Origin of the sequence: Collinsella aerofaciens (genome assembly GCF_015670795.1) — a bacterium.
Lineage (GTDB): Bacteria > Actinomycetota > Coriobacteriia > Coriobacteriales > Coriobacteriaceae > Collinsella > Collinsella aerofaciens_Q.
The window spans coordinates 26314-46897 of record NZ_JADPCJ010000020.1; the positions used below are offsets into that span (position 1 = coordinate 26314).

General features: G+C 59.9%; 18 protein-coding genes. All 18 read right to left on the minus strand.

The annotated features are described in order from the left end of the window. Positions 1-24: 24 nt before the first annotated feature. The 18 genes from pstB to I4W09_RS07200 all read right to left on the minus strand — a co-directional run bounded on the left by pstB (position 25) and on the right by I4W09_RS07200 (position 20012). A complete protein-coding gene (pstB, locus tag I4W09_RS07115; protein ID WP_089571588.1) occupies positions 25-828 on the minus strand; it encodes a phosphate ABC transporter ATP-binding protein PstB in 804 nt (267 codons plus the stop codon). Positions 829-840: 12 nt separating this feature from the next. Further along, on the minus strand, positions 841-1746 hold the full coding sequence (pstA, locus tag I4W09_RS07120; protein ID WP_006234250.1) for a phosphate ABC transporter permease PstA: 906 nt from the start codon (positions 1744-1746) through the stop codon (positions 841-843). 3 nt (positions 1747-1749) lie between these two features. Next, complete coding sequence (gene pstC, locus I4W09_RS07125; RefSeq protein WP_196033194.1) at positions 1750-2676, minus strand: phosphate ABC transporter permease subunit PstC; 927 nt, start codon at positions 2674-2676, stop codon at positions 1750-1752. Position 2677: 1 nt separating this feature from the next. Then, positions 2678-3514 (minus strand): phosphate ABC transporter substrate-binding protein, encoded by an 837-nt coding sequence (locus tag I4W09_RS07130; RefSeq protein ID WP_022094493.1) that lies wholly within the window; start codon positions 3512-3514, stop codon positions 2678-2680. Beyond that, positions 3511-4311 carry a purine nucleoside phosphorylase YfiH/LACC1 family protein gene (locus tag I4W09_RS07135; RefSeq protein WP_196033197.1) on the minus strand — a complete coding sequence of 267 codons (801 nt, stop codon included), beginning with the start codon at positions 4309-4311 and terminating at the stop codon, positions 3511-3513. Before I4W09_RS07135 ends, I4W09_RS07130 begins: the two co-directional genes overlap by 4 nt. A 210-nt stretch (positions 4312-4521) precedes the next feature. Then, complete coding sequence (gene ftsZ / locus I4W09_RS07140) at positions 4522-5676, minus strand: cell division protein FtsZ (protein WP_022094491.1); 1155 nt, start codon at positions 5674-5676, stop codon at positions 4522-4524. A 199-nt stretch (positions 5677-5875) separates the two neighbouring features. Further along, positions 5876-6664 carry a cell division protein FtsQ/DivIB gene (locus I4W09_RS07145; RefSeq protein WP_271756785.1) on the minus strand — a complete coding sequence of 263 codons (789 nt, stop codon included), beginning with the start codon at positions 6662-6664 and terminating at the stop codon, positions 5876-5878. Between the two features lie 424 nt (positions 6665-7088). Next, positions 7089-8000 carry a UDP-N-acetylmuramate dehydrogenase gene (murB, locus tag I4W09_RS07150; RefSeq protein WP_196033203.1) on the minus strand — a complete coding sequence of 304 codons (912 nt, stop codon included), beginning with the start codon at positions 7998-8000 and terminating at the stop codon, positions 7089-7091. Between the two features lie 5 nt (positions 8001-8005). Beyond that, on the minus strand, positions 8006-9424 hold the full coding sequence (murC, locus tag I4W09_RS07155) for a UDP-N-acetylmuramate--L-alanine ligase (RefSeq protein ID WP_196033206.1): 1419 nt from the start codon (positions 9422-9424) through the stop codon (positions 8006-8008). Positions 9425-9521: 97 nt separating this feature from the next. After that, positions 9522-10637 carry an undecaprenyldiphospho-muramoylpentapeptide beta-N-acetylglucosaminyltransferase gene (gene murG / locus I4W09_RS07160; protein ID WP_196033209.1) on the minus strand — a complete coding sequence of 372 codons (1116 nt, stop codon included), beginning with the start codon at positions 10635-10637 and terminating at the stop codon, positions 9522-9524. Next, positions 10627-12120 carry a putative lipid II flippase FtsW gene (gene ftsW, locus I4W09_RS07165; protein ID WP_230318722.1) on the minus strand — a complete coding sequence of 498 codons (1494 nt, stop codon included), beginning with the start codon at positions 12118-12120 and terminating at the stop codon, positions 10627-10629. Before ftsW ends, murG begins: the two co-directional genes overlap by 11 nt. Positions 12121-12156: 36 nt before the next feature. Then, entirely contained in the window at positions 12157-13563 is a 1407-nt protein-coding gene (murD, locus tag I4W09_RS07170) for a UDP-N-acetylmuramoyl-L-alanine--D-glutamate ligase (RefSeq protein WP_161115920.1), read from the minus strand. A 9-nt stretch (positions 13564-13572) separates the two neighbouring features. After that, positions 13573-14592, minus strand: a complete 1020-nt coding sequence (mraY, locus tag I4W09_RS07175; protein WP_006234262.1) for a phospho-N-acetylmuramoyl-pentapeptide-transferase — start codon at positions 14590-14592, stop codon at positions 13573-13575. A 3-nt stretch (positions 14593-14595) separates the two neighbouring features. Continuing rightward, positions 14596-16020 (minus strand): UDP-N-acetylmuramoyl-tripeptide--D-alanyl-D-alanine ligase, encoded by a 1425-nt coding sequence (locus I4W09_RS07180; protein WP_196033217.1) that lies wholly within the window; start codon positions 16018-16020, stop codon positions 14596-14598. Between the two features lie 127 nt (positions 16021-16147). Then, positions 16148-17848 (minus strand): peptidoglycan D,D-transpeptidase FtsI family protein, encoded by a 1701-nt coding sequence (locus tag I4W09_RS07185; protein ID WP_230318723.1) that lies wholly within the window; start codon positions 17846-17848, stop codon positions 16148-16150. Between the two features lie 182 nt (positions 17849-18030). Next, positions 18031-18501 (minus strand): hypothetical protein, encoded by a 471-nt coding sequence (locus I4W09_RS07190; RefSeq protein WP_022094483.1) that lies wholly within the window; start codon positions 18499-18501, stop codon positions 18031-18033. Positions 18502-18591: 90 nt separating this feature from the next. Next, complete coding sequence (gene rsmH, locus I4W09_RS07195; protein WP_006234266.1) at positions 18592-19557, minus strand: 16S rRNA (cytosine(1402)-N(4))-methyltransferase RsmH; 966 nt, start codon at positions 19555-19557, stop codon at positions 18592-18594. A gap of 20 nt (positions 19558-19577) precedes the next feature. Further along, on the minus strand, positions 19578-20012 hold the full coding sequence (locus tag I4W09_RS07200) for a division/cell wall cluster transcriptional repressor MraZ (protein ID WP_006234269.1): 435 nt from the start codon (positions 20010-20012) through the stop codon (positions 19578-19580). Between the last annotated feature and the right edge of the window lie 572 nt (positions 20013-20584).

The following is a 20584-nucleotide window of genomic DNA, read 5'->3' on the forward strand; positions in this document are numbered from 1 at the left end:
TCAGCTTGGGACTAGTCGCACCGATCAGCCAAAGCGGCCGGTGATATAGTCTTCCGTCCGCGAGTCCACCGGACTGGTGAAGATCGCGTCGGTTTGACCATACTCGATGAGCGTGGCGGGCTCGCCGGCAACTTCCTGCAAGAAGAATGCGGTGTAGTCGCTGATACGAGCTGCCTGCTGCATAGAATGCGTGACGATGATGATCGTCATCTCGGGCGCCAGCTCGGCCATCAGATCCTCGACTTTAGAGACGGACGTGGGGTCGATGGCGGAGCAGGGCTCGTCCATCAGAAGGACATCGGGTTGCACCGCAAGCACGCGCGCGATGCACAGACGCTGCTGCTGACCGCCCGAGAGCGCCAAACCATCCTTGTTGAGCTGATTGGATACCTCTTTCCAGAGGTTGGCGCGTTTGAGCGATTCTTCCACGATGTCATCGAGGTCACTTTTGCTAGTCACGCCCTGCAGACGAGGGCCAAAGGCGACATTCTCGTAGATGGATTTGGGAAACGGATTGGGCTGCTGAAAGATCATGCCCACGCGACGACGGAGGTCGACCGGGTCGACACCCTCGGCATAGATATCGTTGCCGTCGAGCGTCATGGTGCCCTCGACGCGCGTGCCCTCGATCAGGTCATTCATGCGGTTGATGCAGCGCAAAAACGTCGACTTGCCGCAGCCCGAAGGGCCAATGAAGGAGGTGATGGCGTTTTTGGCGATGTTGAGGTCAAGCCCCGTCAACGCATGAAAGTCACCGTACCAAAAGTTGAAATCCTTGGCCGTGATGGCCGCTTGCTCCAGCGTGGGAGCGGACTGATAGACGGACATGGGACTCCTTAACTAGCGGCGCTTGCGCGACAGGAAGCGCGCAAACAGGTTGAAGGCCAAAATGATCACCATCAGCAAGAGCGCGGTGCCGTAGGCTGCGTTCATGTTGATGCCGTCGTTGGCAAGCAGGTACAGGTGAACGGTCATGGGGCGGCCGGAATCGAGCGGCGAGATAGGTAGATTGATGGCCTGGCCCATGGTGTAGAGCACCACGGCGGTCTCGCCGATGGCACGGCCGATGGCAAGGACGATGCCCGTGGCAATGCGGCCAAAGGCCGAAGGAAGCACGATCTTGGAGACGACCTGCCACTTGGTAGCGCCCAGGCCGTACGCGCCCCAACGGATATAGCGCGGAACGGCGCGAATGGCTTCTTCGGTGGTGCGCATGACGATGGGAAGCATCAAGAGCGCGAGCGCCAGAGCGGCCGAGACCATCGAAAGGCCCAGGCCCATAGCCTCGACAAACAAGGCGTAGCCAAACAGGCCCATAACGATGGAGGGCACCGAGGCCAAAGCGTCAGCAGCGTAGCGAATGAGCTCGACGACCTTGCCCTGCTTGGCGTACTCGGCCAGATAGACGGCTGCCAGCACAGCGATCGGCGTGCAGATAAGCATGGCGAGCGCCGTCACGTAGACGGTCGAGACGATCGTGGGCCAAATTCCGCCCTCGGCGTTGACGCCCTGGGGCCAACCGAAGATAAAGTCGAGCGAGATGTGTGGCAGGCCGTTGATGACCACGTAGGCGATGATAGCGACCAGCACCAGCGTGGTGATGTAGGCAGCGGCACGAAACACGCCAAGCATGATCTTGTTGGACAGGTCCTTGTTGATGCGGCCCTTCTTGCCGTGGGAAAGGGCACGCTTGATGCGCTCGCGCGACGAGGTCGTATCGACCGTCGTGTCAACGGAATCGGACATAGCCTACCCCCTCTTCCTCTTGGAAATCAGACGAACGATACCCACCAGCGTGGCGGAGATGATAAACAGGACCACACCCATGCCGAACAGCGCCGAGCGGTGTAGACCCGAGGAATAGCTCATGTCGAGCGCAATCTGGCTCGTGAGCGTCGAGATGGGGCTCGCAATGCTGTCGGGAATAACCGGGGCGTTACCTACGACCATGAGCACGGCCATGGTCTCGCCGATGGCACGGCCCATACCCAGCACGATGGCATCAACGATACCCAGCTTCGCGGCAGGTAGCACGACCTTATAGATGGTCTGCCACTTTGTGGCGCCCATGGCATACGATGCCTCGCGAATGCCCATGGGAATGGAATTGAGAGCATCGATGGTGAGCGTGGTGATGGTAGGGACGATCATGATGGCGAGCACAAACCACGCCGTCAGCGCACCAAAACCAAGGCCGCCGGTCAGTTGTGCGATAAACGGGCGGATGATGATCATGCCAAAGAAGCCGTAGATGATGGAGGGTATGCCCGCCAGCAGGTCAACGGCGGGGCTGATGAGCTTGCGCACGCGCTTGCTGGCAATCTCGACCAGGTAAACGGCCGTACCCACGCCCAGCGGCACGCCCATGGCGAGCGCACCGACGGTCACCAGACCCGAGTCAGCAAGCAGCGACAAGATGCCGTAGTGGCCCTCGGAAGGCGCCCACGTAAAGCTAAAGAAGTCAGCCAGACCGATGTCAGTAAAGACGGGCAGCGCCGAGTACGTGGTAAAGACAAAAATCAGGATGACGGTAACGACCGCCAAGAACGCGCAGGCAAAGAAGATCCACTGCAGCGCCTTCTCCTTGATATAGGTACTGCGCGATACGAGCGCCAGCTCGCGCTTCTTGGGCGTCTGAACATTCTGCTCAGTCTGGGAGTTTTCCTGTGCTTCCATGCTACTCACTCCCCTTCTCGTCGTTGGTGACGGGAATAAAGCCCGCCTCGCGAATCTGCTTGTCCATCTTTTCGGACGTCACATAGTCGATGTAATCCTGCGCCTGCTGCGAAGGCACACCCTTCACAAAGAAGTAAAGGTCGCGCGAGATGGGATAGCCGCCACTCGCGACCGTCTTCTCGGACGCCTCAACATGATTGACCGAGACGGCCTTGACCGAGGTCTTGGCGTTGAGGCTATCGACGAAGCCCAGCGAAATGTAGCCGATGGCCCCACGCGAACGAGATACCACGTCGCGCACCTGGCCCGTACCCGAAAGAACAGCCGAGCGGCGATCGAACGGCGTGCCATCCATCACGATGGTACGGAAGGCCTCGCGCGTACCGGACGCCTCGTCTCGGTTGATGACCTGAATCCTCAGGTCCTCGCCACCGACCTCTTTCCAATTGGTAATCTTGCCGGCGTAGATATCGCGGAGCTGCTCGGTCGAGAGGTTATCGACGGGGTTGTCGTCGTTCACGATGACCGCAATACCGTCGTGGGCAATGACGATGGGAGTCAGGCCCAGATCCTGTTCGTCGGCATTGAGTCCACGGGAGGAGCTGGCGATATCGGCCGTGCCGGCGCTGACGGCCTCGATCCCAGCGGAAGAACCCAAACCGGAAACGAGCACGTCGATGCCGGTCTCCTCCTTAAAGCCCTCGGCCGCAATCTCGGCGATAGGAAGGCAGGTCGTGGAGCCGGCCACGGTAATGGAAGAGGTAGAAGATCCCGAAGAACAGGCGCACAGCGTAAGCGTAAGCACAGCGGCGCTCAGGACCGATACGATCTTTCTCATAGCATCACGCCGATCGCAGCATGGCGCCCACAGGTGCCGTCCTCGTTACGGTAGGAATAAAAGCGGTCGTTCTGACGCACGGTCGAAAGCTGGGTATCCACGATATTATCCGCGTCGACACCGACATCTACCAGCGCCTCGCGAATGGCAGCGGAAAGATCAAGCATGCGAGAGGTATTCGCATCGATGCAAGAGAACTCGGCGGCAAAGCGATCCATGAGTTCCTGGGATACCTCATATTCGTCACCCAAGATATGGGGGCCGATATAGGCGGAAACGTCGCTCGCATCGCAACCGGCAGCATCGCAAAGCGCCTGGCACGCCTTGGCGGAAATACGTGCAATCGTGCCCTTCCAACCGGAGTGCACCACGGCAAATCCGCCGGGGGCCACCAGCACCACGGGAACGCAGTCGGCAAAGCAGAGCAGCACGGGCACGTTATGCGCCGTGCAGACGATGGCATCACAGCCCTCGGCAATCTGCTCGCGAACGTCCTCAAGGTCATCGGCGCCGTTCGAGGTCACCGCAACGATATGATCACCATGGACCTGATTGGGAACGAGCAGGTTGTGCTCGCACTCGGCGGCACCCATAGCCTCGAGCGCACGACAACGATTTTCTTGAACAGCAAAGGGGTCATCGCCAACATGCGAGCCCAAGTTGAGTGAGGAGTACGCATCTTCGGAAACGCCACCGGCGCGCTCGGTGAAGGCAAAGCGAACATCGGATGTCGCGCCCTCCACCAACGTAACTCCATCATGGTCGACACGCGAAACTTTGTCCGCACGTGCTGCCATACTAAAGCCTCCTAATAACACAAGTACCGCGGCATCGCCGCTACAGCCCGCGTTTATACGGCTGTCATACTTCTCTAAAAGGATACCTGCTGCGCTGGAGGCAATCGTAAAGGGAACGTAAAGAGATTGGAGGTTCTAGTTTACAAAGTCGAAATAAAAAGGGCGCGTCCATACGGACACGCCCCTGTGCACAACAATGCAAAGAACGACTTAGAAGCTACCGCGCTTCAGGAAGTCGGGAAGCTCGAACTGATCGTTGCCGAAGTTAGGAAGCTCGGTGCCACCGACGTTGCGGGTCGGAGCGGCCTGAGCCGGGCTCGTGGCAGGAGCGGTGCGCTGCGGCTCAGCGGAGGCAGCGGCCTTGCTCTGAGACTGCTGAGCAGCAAAGAGCTCGTCCTGACGGTTGACGTTGGAGTCGGAGAAGCCCGTAGCGATGACGGTGATACGCACCTGATCGCCCAGGGACTCGTCGACAACGGTACCGAAGATGATGTTGGCCTCGGGGTCGACGGCGTTGGCGACAACGTCGGCGGCGTCGCTGATCTCCTGGATGCCCAGGTCCTTGGAACCGGCGATGGAGAGCAGCACGCGCGTGGCACCATCGATGGAGCTCTCGAGCAGCGGGCTGGAGATGGCCTGCTGGGCAGCGTCGACGGCACGGGTGTCCCCAGAAGAGGTACCGATACCCATCATGGCGGTACCGGCCTGCTTCATGATGGTCTTAACATCGGCGAAGTCCAGGTTGATGATACCGGGGACGGTGATGAGGTCGGTGATGCCCTGGGTGCCCTGGGAAAGGACGCCATCGGCAATCGCGAAGGCCTCGAGCATGGTGGTCTTCTTCTCGGCGATGTCGAGCAGCTTATCGTTAGGGATGACGATCATGGTGTCGACGCAATCGGAGAGGGTCTTAATGCCCTCCTCGGCGCTCTTCTTGCGCTTGCGGCCCTCGAAGGTGAAGGGCTTGGTCACGACGGCGACGGTCAGCGCACCGACCTCGTTCATCGCGATATCGGCAACGATGGGAGCAGCGCCGGTACCGGTGCCACCGCCCTCGCCGCAGGTGATGAACACCATGTCGGCGCCAGCGAGCGCCTCGGCAATGTCGTCGCGGGACTCATCGGCAGCCTTGCGGCCAACCTCGGGGTTGGCGCCGGCGCCCAGGCCGCGGGTAAGGTCGGTGCCGATGTGCACCTTGATATCGGCATCAGAGATCGCGAGTGCCTGAGCATCGGTGTTGATGGCAACAAACTCGACGCCGCGGATGCCCTCTTCGATCATTCGATTGACCGCGTTGGTACCGCCGCCGCCGACGCCGACCACCTTAATGACGGCAAGGTAGTTGTTGATCTCTGTCTCGTGCATGTCGGTCCTCCGAACAAAGGTTATAGCCATAGCATGGGTCGACCCCTGCGCACATTAACCTTCAGGTTGAAAGTAAATGCAAAGGTAAACCGTATTATGTTTGCACATTATGAACGTATCAGTCAAATAATTGACCGTGAAAACCAAACAAACCAGATAAACGGCGTGGTATGGCCCCTCAACAAAGCATCAACCAGCGCTACGAGGTCGGAGCGTTCCTAAATGTATAGTTACCCGGAGAGCGCACATTGATATACGTTACGCCCTCTACCTGCGAAAGCAGCTTGGTGACTACGCGCTCCTTCTTGACGATATCGTTCGAATCGCCCAGCGACACCTCAATGCCGTTATTGAGGTTTGCCGAGATGGCTTCGACCGAAGGCGTGGAAATATCCTTGACTTGTCCCAAGAACTCGCTCGAAAAACCACGCACATAATCCAAGCCAGCCTTAACGGCCTTGGAGCTCACTGCCTGGCCGGAAACCGGAGCGACATCCGCCGAGACATCAGTCAACAACACCGCGCCATAGTGCTTAGCGAGCGCCAGCGCGGCATCGATTCCGGTCAAGGTATTTGAGCCCTGCCCTGTCGTGATGACGTTGCCTTGGTCGTTCACTTCGACCGACGTCGACAGTGGGGCGATCCAGGTGTCATCATCCCCGATGGCCCAGGCAAGGTCATCGGAACTGATATAGGCAATTGCGATGACCTTGCGCTCCATCGGCGTAATGATGAGCGTATGCGGGAACTGACGCTGGACATCCACGCCCGAGACCCACGGATTCTGCTTGAGGTCCTCGGTAATCTGGTCGGGATCGACGTTAAAAAGCGACGTTCCCTCGGGCAAATCGATCAGCTGGATAGCATCGTGCTTCGTCACATGCTCGCTACCTTGAATCTGAATATCAGTGGCGGTAAACAATCCAGAGTTGATCACCACGATGGCAACGACGACGAGCACGGCCAAGGCGGCCAGAACGCCGCCCACGATTTTGCCTTTGCCTGCAACGACAGAAGCGGCGTCTGATGTTTTATTTACCATCGCCCCAAGTGAAGACAACGGGTTGACGCTTTTTTTACCCGAAGGCTTCTTGGCGGTAGCCGGCACCGATGTCAGCGAGCGCGGTTTCGATGCGCCCAGCGTGCGACCTGGACGCGGCGCTTTAGTTCCCGTCGAGGGCTTAGGAGTTGCCATGGGACGGGCGGGTTTGGCGCCCATAACAGGCTTTGACGTCACCGAGGGACGCGAGGACTTTTTTGCGGCCGGACGATTACCGAGCTGCGAGCCGACAACCGGACGACTGGTCTGTCGAGCATGCCCGACAGACTTAGAGTGCGCGACGGTATTGCGTTGAGGTTTGGCAGGCGCGCCGGAACGCCCTCCGGCGCGGCGGAAGGTGGGTTTCGATGCTCTAGAAGCCGAGGAATTTAACTTCCGGTCTGAGCTCGATGCCATACGCCTCCCTCACCTTTCCGTGCACATGTCTGATAACCGCGGCAACGTCATCGGCCGAGGCAGTTCCGTTATTAACGATAAAATTAGCGTGAACGGGCGAAACTTCCGCGCCGCCAATCGAAAAACCCTTTAATCCACAATCCTCGATAAGCTTGCCCACACTCGCATCGGGCGGGTTGCGAAAGGCCGACCCGCAGGATGCGCGACCCATGGGCTGCGTACGCTTGCGCCTCGTCAGGTACCGCTCCATGCGCTCGCGAATGTCGGCCTTGGGCGCCGGTTTAAGCTTGAGCACGCACTCGAGGATAATCTCATTGCGGGGAAGGCTACATTCGCGGTAGCCCCAAGTGATCTCGGACCCCGCATAATGCTTGATACCGGATGCCGGGTCAAACGTTACGACATCCTCAACCAGCGAGCCAATCCACTCGGTCCGTGTGCCGGCATTCATAGATATCGCACCGCCAACCGAGCCAGGGATGCCAACGGCAAACTCAAGGCCCGAGAGGCTACGCGACAGGGCATCGTTGACCAGGCGCGCAAACATCACGCCCGCACCGACCGTCAGCGTACAACCGTCATCGGCAACAACCGTGCGCTGAAACTCACGTCCGAGCGAAATGACGGCGCCGCGATAACCGCCATCGGCAACCAGCAGATTGGAGCCCTTGCCGATGATGACCCACGGCACCTGCTCGCGATCGAGCACCGCCACGGCGCGGCGGAGGGCATGATAGCTATGGCACGTCACAAAGAGGTCGGCCTTGCCGCCGATACGATAGCTCGTATGACGCGCAAGGCGCTCGTCCTCGATCACATCCGTGTCGATCATGCCCGAGAGCGCCATGACGGCGTTAAACAGACCCATTAGACTTAAGCGTCTTTCTTGGCAGTCAGATACTCAATGAACTCGGGACCGATGGTCGTAACGTCACCGGCACCCATAGTGAGCAGCAGATCGCCCTCGCCCACCATCTGCTCGAGCTCCTGATTGAGCTCAAGACGGCTGGAGCAGTACACGACCTCCTTGCCAGGATGCTTGGCGCGCACGGTATCGGCGAGCATCTTAGAGGTAACACCCGGAATGGGCATCTCGCCAGCCGAGAACACATCAATCAGCAGCAGTTTATCGGCATTGGCAAATGCATCGGCAAAGTCGTCGCACAGGGCCTGCAGGCGCGAATAACGGTGCGGCTGGAACACGACGTCGACATGCTTGTAGCCCAGCGACGAAGCGGCAGCAAGCGTCGCCTTGATCTCGGTGGGGTGATGGCCGTAATCATCGACCACGGTGATGCCATCGATATCGCCCACGTAGGTAAAGCGACGGCGGACGCCCTCAAAGCTCGAGAGCGCCTTGGCGGCGGCGTCGATGTCAAGGCCCAGGACATGGGCGACGGTGAGCACCGCCGTGGCGTTGAGCATGTTGTGGCGACCGGGATTGCTCTTGATCTCCACGGCATGCTCAGTGCCGTCCTCAAAGCGAACGATAAAGTCACTCTGGATGCCTTTGACATCCGGGTGCATGCAGACGATGTCGTTGCTCTCGGCAAAGCCGTAGGAAAGCACGTGACGGCCCGTCGACTTGGCGAGCTCGACCAGATGCGGGTCCTCACCGCAGACGATGACGGTGCCGTCCTCGCCCACCAGGCTCATGAATTTGGCGAAAGTCGCTTCGATCTCCTCGATACCCGAGTAGTGATCGAGGTGGTCGGCCTCGACGTTGGTCACAATGACCACGTTGGGGTTCAGGAACAGGAAGGAGCTGTCGGACTCGTCGGCCTCGGCGACAAAGTAGTCGCCCGAGCCGTTCTTGCCGTTCGTGTCATAGCCCTCGACGATGCCACCGATCAGGAAGCTCGGATCCAGACCCATGCGGTCGAGCATGGTGGCGCACATCGAAGACGTGGTGGTCTTGCCGTGCGTGCCGGCAACAGCGACGGTAGTGTAGCCGTGGCCCAAGGCAGAGAGCATCTTGGCACGGGGCCACACGGGAATACCAAGCTCGCGAGCGCGCACGAGTTCAGGGTTGGACTCCGGAATAGCGGTGGAGACAACAACCACGTCGGGCTTGACCTCGTCGATCGTGGCGGCCTCATGGCCCACATGTACCTTCACACCAGCGCGGGTAAGCTGGCGGATATAACGTGACGTCTTAAGGTCGGAGCCGGTAACGGCATAACCGCGCTCGTGCAGAACGAGGGCGATGCCGCTCATGCCGGCGCCGCCGATACCGATAAAGTGGGCGCTCTTAAACTCGGGCGCGGAGGTTGCAGTCTGGGAATCAGCCATGTGCTCGTGTACTCCTTGCGTAAACACTGCCTGTAACCCGTTAACTGTACCGCACCTACCGCATCAGCGCGAGGGCGACCGACGATATCCCGTCTAACTAACGCAAACCCTCTACCGCATCCGCCAGAAGAGCGGCGGCCCTATCCTGAGCCAGACCACGCGCCGCCTGACGCATGGCGTCGCGCGCCGCCGCGTCATCGACCAGGTGCAGCAGTTCATCGGCAAAGGCAGAACCGTCGATATCGGCATCGGCGCAGAGCACGCCGGCCCCGGCGTCGACCAAATACCGGGCATTGGTGGTTTGGTGGTCGGCCGTCGCATGCGGATACGGCACGAGCACCGAGGGCACGGCGAGCGCAGCGATCTCGGCCACGCTCGATGCGCCCGAACGCGAGAGCACCAAATCGGCAGCAGCCAACATATCGCCCATGTTGTCGATGTAAGGCTGGACGCGGTAACGCTTCGCCTCCTCGGGCGTCAGCGCCAAAGCGCGCTCGGTCTCCTCAAAGCCGTCGGCACCCGTCGAATGCAACACATAGAGGTTCTTGCACGAAAGCAGCTCGTTTTTGAGCGAAACCACGCGCTCGTTGAGGTGCTGGGCGCCAAGTGAACCGCCAAAGACGAGCAGCAGCGTAGCGTCCTCGGGAACGCCAAGTGCCTTGCGGCCGCGAGCGCGATCGCCTTCGATTACCGAGCGACGTACGGGGTTGCCGGTCATGAGCACGTGGTCAGGGTCACCTTCGCGCTCAAAGACCGAACGCGCTGCCGGCACCGAGATGCACACGCGGGCGGCGTGGGAGTTCATCATCTTGTTGGCCAGTCCCGGAACAGAGTTCTGCTCATGCAGCAGATACGGAACGCCTGCGCCCTTGCACCACCCCAGCAGCGGAACCTCGACATAGGCACCAAAACCGACGGCAGCATCGGGCTTGCCGACCTTTGAGAAATGACTGGCGAGCGCACGCTTGGCCTTGTTGACACGCCACAGCGAGGTCAGCGCCGTCCAAGGACGGGAGCGGTCGAAGCCCGTGACCGTAATGGGCACAAAATCAAACCCAGCCTCGGGGACCAGACGACCCTCGAGCTTGCGCGACTGGCCCACGAACACAACATGGTGGCCACGGTCACGCAGCTCTTCGGCCAAGGCGAGCGCGGGGTTGATGTGTCCAGCCGTGCCGCCAGCTGCAATAGCAACGGTCATTTTATCGGTCATGGTAGTCCCTTCGTACACGCGGTCCCTGGTCGTCGGTGCGCAGACGCGCCGACGGGTCCGAGTTCAAATCGATCCGATTATATCCGCCGCCCGCATTGCGAGGAGTGGGGCGCTGAGGACGACCTTGCGGCGCCGTTCGCTGACGCGGGCGGGCTGCCGGCTCGGTCGCAGAGCCATCCAGGACGGTAAAACCGTTACGCGAAGATCGCTCGCCGCGCACGTGGGGCACGCCGGCGGTACTCTCATCCATAACGGCAAAGCTCTCGCGGCGACGGTCGTACTCATCGCGACGGGCGCTCTCGTACGAAACGCGCAGGATCAACCCGGCAAGCATAAGCGACACAATAATCGACGAACCGCCGTAGCTAATAAACGGCAACGGTTTGCCCGTCATGGGAAACACGTTGAGGATGCCCAACGCGTTAATCAAAAACTGCACCGCGAGAATGACCGCGGAGCCAGACGCCATAAGCGCGCCCCGACGATCGGTCGCCTGTTCGGCAATGCGAAACGCCGAATAGATCAGCATCGCAAACACCAAGAAGAACAGCACGGTTCCGACAAAACCGACTTCCTCGCCAATGATGGCCAGGATGTAGTCATTGTGCGCCTCGGGCAGATACGAGTACTTCATGGTTGAGTTGCCGATGCCACGGCCGAACAGACCGCCCGAGGCAAAGGCCATGATGGCAAGCGTGGCCTGATAGCCGTCACCATACTCGTCGGCCCAAGGGTTCAAGGCAACCTGAATACGCACCATACGGTACGGCTCTGCAACAAGCGCAATCACGATCACGAGAATGCCGAAGATTAGCACGCCGATGATAAATCTGGGGTCGAGACCCGCAAACAACGCCATGCACATGAGGGTCAACAGGATGATCAGGACAGTACCGAAATCGGGCTGGATAAAGATCAGAAAGAGCGAAATGCCCAGGTAGATGCCCATCTTGCGAAGGAATTCGTTGATGTTGCCACCGGGCGAAAAGAAGCGATCGAGCATGATGGCCGAATACGCAATGGCAAATGGCTTTAAAAACTCGGAAGGCTGGAACTGAATGCCGGCGATGTTGAGCCAGCGCGTGGCGCCACGGCTGCCGCTGCCCACCAAGAACACCAGAAACAGTAGCCCTATCATGCCTATGAGGAAGATCCTGAGCACGTCTTCCCCAAACCAACTGTCCGGCAAGATGCGCACGATGGCAACCATAGCCAGCACGCCAACTCCGGCAAACGCGGCTTGTCGAAACAGAAAAAACGTCGCCGAGCCATTCTCGTGCAGCGCCTCGACCGAAGACGCCGAGTACACCATCAGCAGGCCAAAGCACACCAAGGTAAACAGGCAGGCCATGAATATCAAACGGGGGCGCATGATACGGGCGGGAACGCCGGCAATATAGCGTTCGCTAAACGTCTGCCCGCCGCGACCGGAACGCGGTGTGCTGCGCCGTGAGGAAGCACGGTCCGAGTCGGGCCTCCTCATACCTTGTCGGGGGCTCTCCTCTCTCACCGGCAACCCCTATTCCATTTGCGATTTCGCCGCAGCGGCAAGCTGGGCCACATAGTCCTTAAACACGCGGCCGCGCTCCTCATAGCCCGAGAACTCATCGAACGAAGAGCAGGCAGGAGAAAGTAAGATCACGTCGCCACGGCTCGACAGCGAACGGGCGACGTCCACGGCATCGCGCAGGTCATCCGCCTGGGCGATATCCACGTCACCATCGACATCGGCCTCGTCCATAGCGGCGGTAAAGCGCTCGCGCGCATCGCCAAAGCAAACGACCGAGCGCACGTTGTCCATAACGACGCGGGCAAAGTCCGCAAGCGGCGTACCCTTATCGTGGCCGCCGAGCAGCAAAATCACATCGTCGTCGGGAAACGCCGTCAGGGCCTTTTCGACTGCATCGGTGTTCGTTGCCTTGGAATCGTTGACGTAGCGCACGCCATCGATCTCGCCACAGGGCTCAACGCGGTGCTCCAGCGGCTGGAACGATGCCAAACCACGGCAAATGCCCTCGGGATCGGCACCGACGGCCAAAGCAGCCGTGGCAGCACATAGGGCATTGATGACATTGTGATGGCCCGAGATCTTGAGCTCGGAAGTGGCGACAAGCTGAGTCTCGACGCCCTTCAGGCGGACGACCAACTTGCCGTCGCGCACAAAGGCGGCGTCTGCACCCTCGGGCTCGTCAAAAGCGACCTTGCAGATGCGGCGGCCCGGCATGTAGATGTACTCATCGAACTCATGGATGCCGGCATCCTCAACGTCGATAACCACGAGGTCGTCGTCGACCATATTCTCGAACAACTTGATCTTGGCAAGCGCATAGTTCTTGTGGCTCTTGTGCCAGCCCAGGTGGTCGGGCGTGATGTTGAGCAGCACCGCCACGCGAGGATGAAGCTCGGCGGTCGTAGCAATCTGATAACTCGACAGCTCGGCCACAAACCACTCATTATGTGCGCGGCCGTCGATCTCGTTCACCGGCGGCTCACCGATATTGCCGACGGCCACGCTGGCTTCACCGGCGGCCTTGAGCAGATAATCAGTCAGCGACGTGGTAGTTGTCTTGCCGTTGGTGCCCGTGATGGCAATCCAATTTTGGGGAGACAAGCGATAGGCAAACTCGGGCTCGCCCATAATCTGAGCGGCATGCTCACGCCCCGCCTTAAAGAAGGACGAGAACTCCGAAATACCCGGGCATGTCACGCACACGTCATAGGCGCCCTCGACCTGTTCGGCCCCATAGACAAACGACGCACCAGCAGCCTCGAGCGCACGCGTGGCGTCATTGGGCTCAGAGGTGCCGCCGCCATACACGGTAACGGCGCTTACGCGCTCGGGATGTGCCAGCGCCCAGCGGGCGACATCGAGACCGGATTTGCCCTGACCCAAAACGAGCAGGCTAAAGACATCAGCAAGAGGCATGAAAGACCACTATCCCAACTGGAAGAACAAAGCAAGGCCAACGGCACCAAAGGCCGCAGCGATAATCCAAAAACGGATGACGACCTTGGTCTCGGCCCAGCCCTTCTTTTCGAAATGATGATGGATGGGCGCCATAAGGAAGACGCGCTTGTGCGTAAAGTGGAAGTAGACAACCTGAATCATGACCGACAGGGTCTCAACGATAAACAGGCCGCCGATGATGAGGGAGACGACCTCGGTGTTGGTCATGATGGACGTGCAGGCAAACGCGGCGCCCAGGGCAAGCGAGCCGGTATCGCCCATAAAGATGCTCGCCGGATAGCAGTTGAACCACAGAAAGCCCAAGCAGGCACCGGCACACGCGGTGCAGAAGATGGACAGGTTCACGTCTCCGTGCAAAAACGCCATGGCAGCCATGGCGAGCATGGCAATCATGGAGGTGCCGCCGGCAAGACCGTCAAGGCCATCGGTCAGGTTCACGGCATTAGAAAGACCGGCGATCATCAGCCAGCAAAAGACAATGTAGAGCCACGGGAACGAAAGGCCGCAGATGGTGGTCGAAAGCACGCCAAGGTCAATCGTCAGGCCGCCGGGAAAACGAATCTCGGGGGCGACGCCGCACCAGTTGACGGCAAGTACCGTAAAGGTGACACAGATAATGGTTAGGCCGATCATCTTGGCATGAGGCGTCAGACCGAGCGAGCGCCCGTGCGTAACGGAGGTCAGGTCGTCGATCAGGCCCAGCACGCCGGTCGCCAGCGTGGCGAGCAGCACGAGCACGAGCTCGGTGGTGAGCTTGCCCATCAGCAGGCAGGTCAGCGAGATCGCGACGAGGATGACAACGCCACCCATGGTGGGCGTTCCCTGCTTAACCAAATGACGCTTGGGGCCGTCGGCACGAACCTGCTGGCCGATACCCTCGACCTTGAGCAGCTTGATCCACCACGGCATGAGCAGCAGCGCAATGGCAGCGGCGATGCCAAGCCCCAAAAAAGCCTGATACGTTGGATACGAGGGATTGCCGAACATGGGCTAGCACACACCTTCCACAAAGCGGTCGAGCTCAACAAAACGGGAACCCTTGACCAGTACAACATCATGTTTTTCAAGCGCGCCGCCCATGCGGTCGAGCACCTGCTGATAATCGGAGAACACCTGGATGCGGTCCTCGTCCATGCCCATCATGCGCGCGGCATCGGCCATAAGCTGGGCCAGCTCACCACCCACGCACGCCAGCATGTCGAGCTTCTTGGCGGCGGCATAGGCGCCCACGAGCTCATGCATGCGAGGAGCCTCATCGCCCATCTCGCCCATCTCGCCCAGGATCGCCATGCGAGACCCCGTGCACGAAAGCGAGCACAGCAGATCGAGGCCAGCAGCCATGGATTCGGCACTGGCGTTATAGGAATCGTCGATGACGCGGGCACCGCTCTTGGCGCGCTTGATCTCTTGGCGGTGACCGGTGATCGTGAGGCCCCTAAAGGCAGCATCGATCTGCTCGGGCGTCACGCCCAGGCGATAGGCAACCGCGGCGGCCTTAACGGCATTTGGGACGGACTGCACGCCGGGGATGGCAAGCATGGTATCGATTGTCTCGCCCTGACCAAAATCGAGCGTAAAGACCGGACGGCCCTCGTCATCAACTCGAACGTCGCGGGCACGGACCTCATCATCGTCCGAGACGCCGGCCAGCATCACGTCGATACCAGCAGGCTGGGCGAACGTATCGCGAATGAACGGCGTAAAGTCGTCCTCGCCGCCCAAAACCAGCAGCGGCAAGAAATCGCCAGCGGCGCACATACCCTGGACAATCTCGGCCTTAGCGCGGGCGATGTTCTCGCGGCTACCCAAAATGCCGATATGAGAGGTACCAATCTTGCTCACGATGGCAAGGTTGGGATTGGCGGACTGGGACAGGCGCTCGATCTCGTGGAAATGGTTCATGCCCATCTCGAGCACCAGGACCTCGGTATCGGCCGGAGCGGAAAGCACCGTGAGTGGCATGCCGATCAGGTTATTGAAATTGCCCTTGGTGGCCCAGACACGATAGCGCTTGGCGAGCACAGCGGCGAGCACGTCCTTGGTCGTCGTCTTGCCGATGGAACCGGTAATACCAACGACCAGGCAGCCAAGCTCCAGACGGTACGTGTGCGCCAAACGCAGCAGAAACTCCTCGGGATCATCGGTCAGCAAGATGGCACAGCCCTTGTCCTGCGCCAGCGAGACCAGCTCGGCCTCGGGCTCACGCGTCATCACGACGGCGCCGGCACCCGACTGGACGGCACGGGAAGCAAAATCATTGCCGTCGACGTTTTCACCGGGAAAGGCGACGAAAATCGTCCCTTCCTCGACCTGGCGCGAGTCGATAACGCACCCGCGGCATACCTGATCGGCTTCTCCCGTCACGGTTCGGGCCCCTGTTGCGGCCGCGAGGTTGTTGACGGCGATCTCTATCATTGCAGCTCCCCTGTAAACCTAATAATGCTATCGGCGTATTGTATCCCAGCGCCGCGCATGCGTGGTGCAGGGCATGTGAACACCCCTCATATGGGACAACAAACCACGCCCCAAAGATTGTAACCCCCTACTTCGTGTGCGGGATACCCAGCACGTCGAGCGCGTTGGCCATAATGGACTGGAACGGCACCGCAGCGGCATCTGAGCCGCTCGGCGTTCCGTCGAGCGTGATATAGCACAGCACCTTGGGCGATTGTGCCGGTGCAAAGCCCATAAAGGACGACATGTAGTTCTCCTTGAGGTAGCCGCCGTTCTCGTCGGCTCGTTCGGCCGTACCGGTCTTACCCGCCACGTCATAGCCGTCAACCGCGCCGCCAACGCCCGTTCCCTCGGACACGACCGTCTGCATGCACGATGTCACCTGGGATGCGGCGTCCTCCGAAATCGCGCGCTCGCCTTCGCCCCAGTCCTTCTCGTCGCCTTTGCTGGACTTATAGAAGTGCGGGGTCATCATCACGCCGCCGTTGGCGATGCCGCCCACGGCACGTGCGATCTCAATCGGCGAGACGGACAGCGCCTGTCCAAAGCTCATCGAACCCAGCGTGGCGCCGTCATACTGGTCACGCTCCTTGACGATGCCCAGGCTCTCGCCCGGAAAATCGACACCGGAGCTGTGACCTATGCCCCACTTGTCCACATAGGCGGCAAAGTCATCCGCACCGATCTTGCGCCCCACCAGGACAAAGCCCACGTTGGACGAACGGCGCATCATCTCGCGCACATCCATGGTCATGGCATAGTCGCGCTTGTCGGCATCGGTGACGGTATCGTCACCCACCTTGATGCTCGCCGGCACCTCAAACGACGTACTCGATCGCACGACGCCCAAGTCGAAGCCGGCGCCCGCCACGAGCGTCTTAAAGACCGAGCCGGGCTCGTAGGCGTCGGTGACCAGGCGCAAGTTCATATCCTCGGTCTTGGCGTTTTCCAGATCGGTCTGGTCGTAGGTCGGGTACGAGCAGGCGGCGAGAATTTCACCAGTCGTGGGGTCGGTGACCAAAGCCGAGCCGTTCTTGGCCTTTGTCTTCTCGACAGCCTCCGCCAAAGCATCCTCAGCCGCTCGCTGCATATTGACGTCGAGCGTCGTCACGATGTCAACGCCGTCGACCGCAGCCACCTTTTTATAGGCACCGCCCGCGATATAGCTGCCGTCCCTCGCGCGCTCGCGCACGAGGGTACCATTCGTGCCGGTCAGAAGCTTGTTGTATTGCTTTTCGAGACCCGTCAAGCCGTCGTTGTCTACATTCACTACACCCAGCACCTGCGATGCCAGATTGCCGTATGGATATACGCGCTTCATGGCCTGCTCAAAAAGCACGCCGGGCAGGTTCTTCTTCTCCAGCGCCGCAGCATCGTCTTCGTCCACCTGGCGCTTGATATACACCCAGGTGCCATCGGACTCGACGAGCTTGCGGCAGGTCTTTTTATCGATTCCAGTTGCCTTGACCAGCGCCGACACCGTCTTGTCAACATCCTCGACAAGCTGCGGGTTCACGGCGATGTTGCGACATTCGACCGACGACGCCAGCACGTTACCGTTGCGGTCGTAGATGGTGCCGCGTTTGGCATAGAGGGTCTGTGCAAGCAGGCGGCGCGCATCGGCACGCTCGCGCAGTTTATCGGCTTCGACAATTTGATAGTCGGCAAGGCGAAAGACGCCCAAGCCCAAACCAAGCCCGATGAAGCCCATGATGGCTTTGCGGCGAGGCAGAGGCGTGCCTGTGAGCCATTCGGTCGACGAACTCTTGCGCGACCTGGTGTTATGCATTTGAGGGCCGTCCGAGCCGCGAAGTCGCGACGCCGGGTCGTTGCCACGGGACTGCCCGGCGTTGTAAGATTGCCGACCCGTTCCTTGATAACCAGAACGTCCCCGCGACGAGGGACGTCCAGAACCGCGGCCCCCATCGGAACCGCGGCGATAGTCATTTGTCATACTCAGCTACCGTCTTGCTACTGAGCGGTCGCGGTCGCGTTGGCGCCCGCGGCTGCATCCTGCGAAAAGTCAAGTGTAACGCTCTCGCTGGGCTCCACCATGCCATAAGCGCCCGCAAGGTCGCGAATGCGCGTGTCGGCGCCATAGACCGAATGCATGACCTCCAGGTCGGAGCTCTCATCGGTCGCCTTTTCGAGCGTGTTGGTAAGCTCGGCGTTGCTGTTGAGCACCTGGGCCGTAACGCCGGCGAGTGCCACGCGGGCGACGCCGATCGTCATGAAGATAGCCGCAATGATGCAAAACGTTTTAAGAACGCTCATGAAAACCGGGCTTACCGCCTGGTTTGCCTGACGGCCCGCGCCCGTGTAGACATCAAAGCGCGGCGTGCGCTGCTCACGGGGAGCAACGGGGGCCTGCGGCGTCTCACGATAGGCGGGCATGGCGTTCATATCATAGGCAAGTGCTGCGCTTGAAGTGTTGTAGCCCATGATATGCCGCCTCCCATCCCGAGTACGTTGGTAGTGTGTTTAAGCTTCGTTTATGGTGCGAGCGGGAGGTCCAATATCGCGCGGTCGCGCCTACAGACGCTGCGCCACGCGGATTTTGGCTGATCTCGCCCGAGGGTTGCGCTCAACCTCATCAGGCTGGGCAACCAAGGGTTTGCGGGTGATGACCTTGAGTATCGGCACGTTGCCGCACACGCACACCGGAATCTCCGGCGGACACGTGCACCCCTGGCTCATCTCCTTAAAGTGGTTCTTTACGATACGGTCCTCGAGCGAGTGATACGAGATGACGCAGATACGTCCGCCCGGGTTGAGCCACCTGGTGGCGGCATCAAGCCCTCGTTCGAGCACATCGAGCTCGTGATTGACCTCGATGCGAATGGCCTGGAAACTTTTCTTGGCCGGGTGTCCGCCATGCCGACGAGCGGCAGCCGGGATACCCGCCTTGATGATCTCGACAAATTGGCCGGTGGTTTCGATCGGTTCTTGCTCGCGGCGGCGCACGATCTCGCGCGCGATCTGCGAGGCAAACTTCTCTTCGCCGTAGACGCGTAGAATCCGGGCGAGGTCGTGTTCGTTATAGGTGTTGATGACCTCAGCTGCGTTTAAGGTGTTATTACCCGGATCCATCCGCATGTCCAATGGGGCGTCCTCGTTATACGAAAAGCCCCTGCCAGGGATATCGAGTTGCGGTGACGAAACGCCCAAATCGAACAGGAAGCCATCGACCCCGGGCACCTCGGCCGAGCAAAGCAGCTCGTCCAAGTCGCCGAAGTTGCCCTTCAGCAGCTGATGCGGAACTCCGGGAACCTCGCGGTCCAGACGGGCGCCAGCGGCCTCGAGGGCCATGTCGTCCTGATCGACGCCGAGCAAAAGGCCCGTCTCCCCCACCTGCGCGGCCATCTTTACCGAATGGCCGGCACCGCCAAGGGTGCAATCGCAGACAACGGAGCCGCTCTTTAGCCGCAGCGACTCAAGCACTTCGCCGAGCATGACAGGTTCATGCCGATATTCTTGTGTCAAGATCCCACGCTCCATCCGTTACCCGTGCCTTGCCCTTACGAGAAGAAGAGGTCCAGCAGGGCCTCATCGTCATCGTCCTCATCGGCCGCGGCGCGATCCCAAACCTCAAGGTGGTCGTAGTTGCCCACAACCGTGACCTCGCGGTCGAGGTTCGCCTGCTTGCGGAGAGACTCGGAAAGACCGATACGACCGGCGCTGTCCACGTCCATCGACGTGGTGCGCTTGTTGATCGCCCTCATGAGCTTCTGGTCATTAATGTCACGCGGGTTAAAACCCTCGTGGCCCTCACGACCCGCGAAGAGTCCTTCGACCCACTTATCGAAGGCCTCGGCAGAGAACACGTACAGAGCATCGACATCCAGGGCTTTAAACACGCGAACGTGCTCTCCAAGCTCCTCGCGAAGGGGTGCAGGCAGGGATAGACGACCTTTTGCATCGAGATTGCGCTCGTATGCACCAGTCATTCCCATGTGCGCCCTCCCCTCGGTTACTCAGATGGCACGTACGCGGGGAACCACCCCGCCTGTCGACGTCATCAATAATATGGGGAACCGCCCCATTTTTCAACACCTTTCCCCACCCCTTCCCCCACCCCGCCCCACCATTCCACCCCCAATATGTTGTAAAACACCCCCGAGCATATGTTCGAAAACACAATATGTTGTGTTTACAGCAAAGGCGGGATGCCACCTGTGGCACCCCGCCTTTCAACCTCAACCTTCAAGTTGACCTTGAGGCGATTTTTGCGTCCTTTTACATGGCGTTCACATCGCCCCCAAACTCCCCCACCCAAGGCACGTGCGGCCCACCACCGCGACGACAAGTGGCGAAAAATGGGACGGGCCCCAGATTGCCCATGCGCGCGCAAAAGCACGCCGCAGCAATCTGGGGCCCGTCCCCAAATACCTATAAATATGCAGGCCAGACACTATGACCCAATCCGAGGGCACTAAAAAGATAGGAGCCCCCGCTCGTGACCGCGGGTCGGGGCTGCGACAATGATGTTGAAGTGCCATAGGCGCAGCCGCGCCGCAACGAGGTT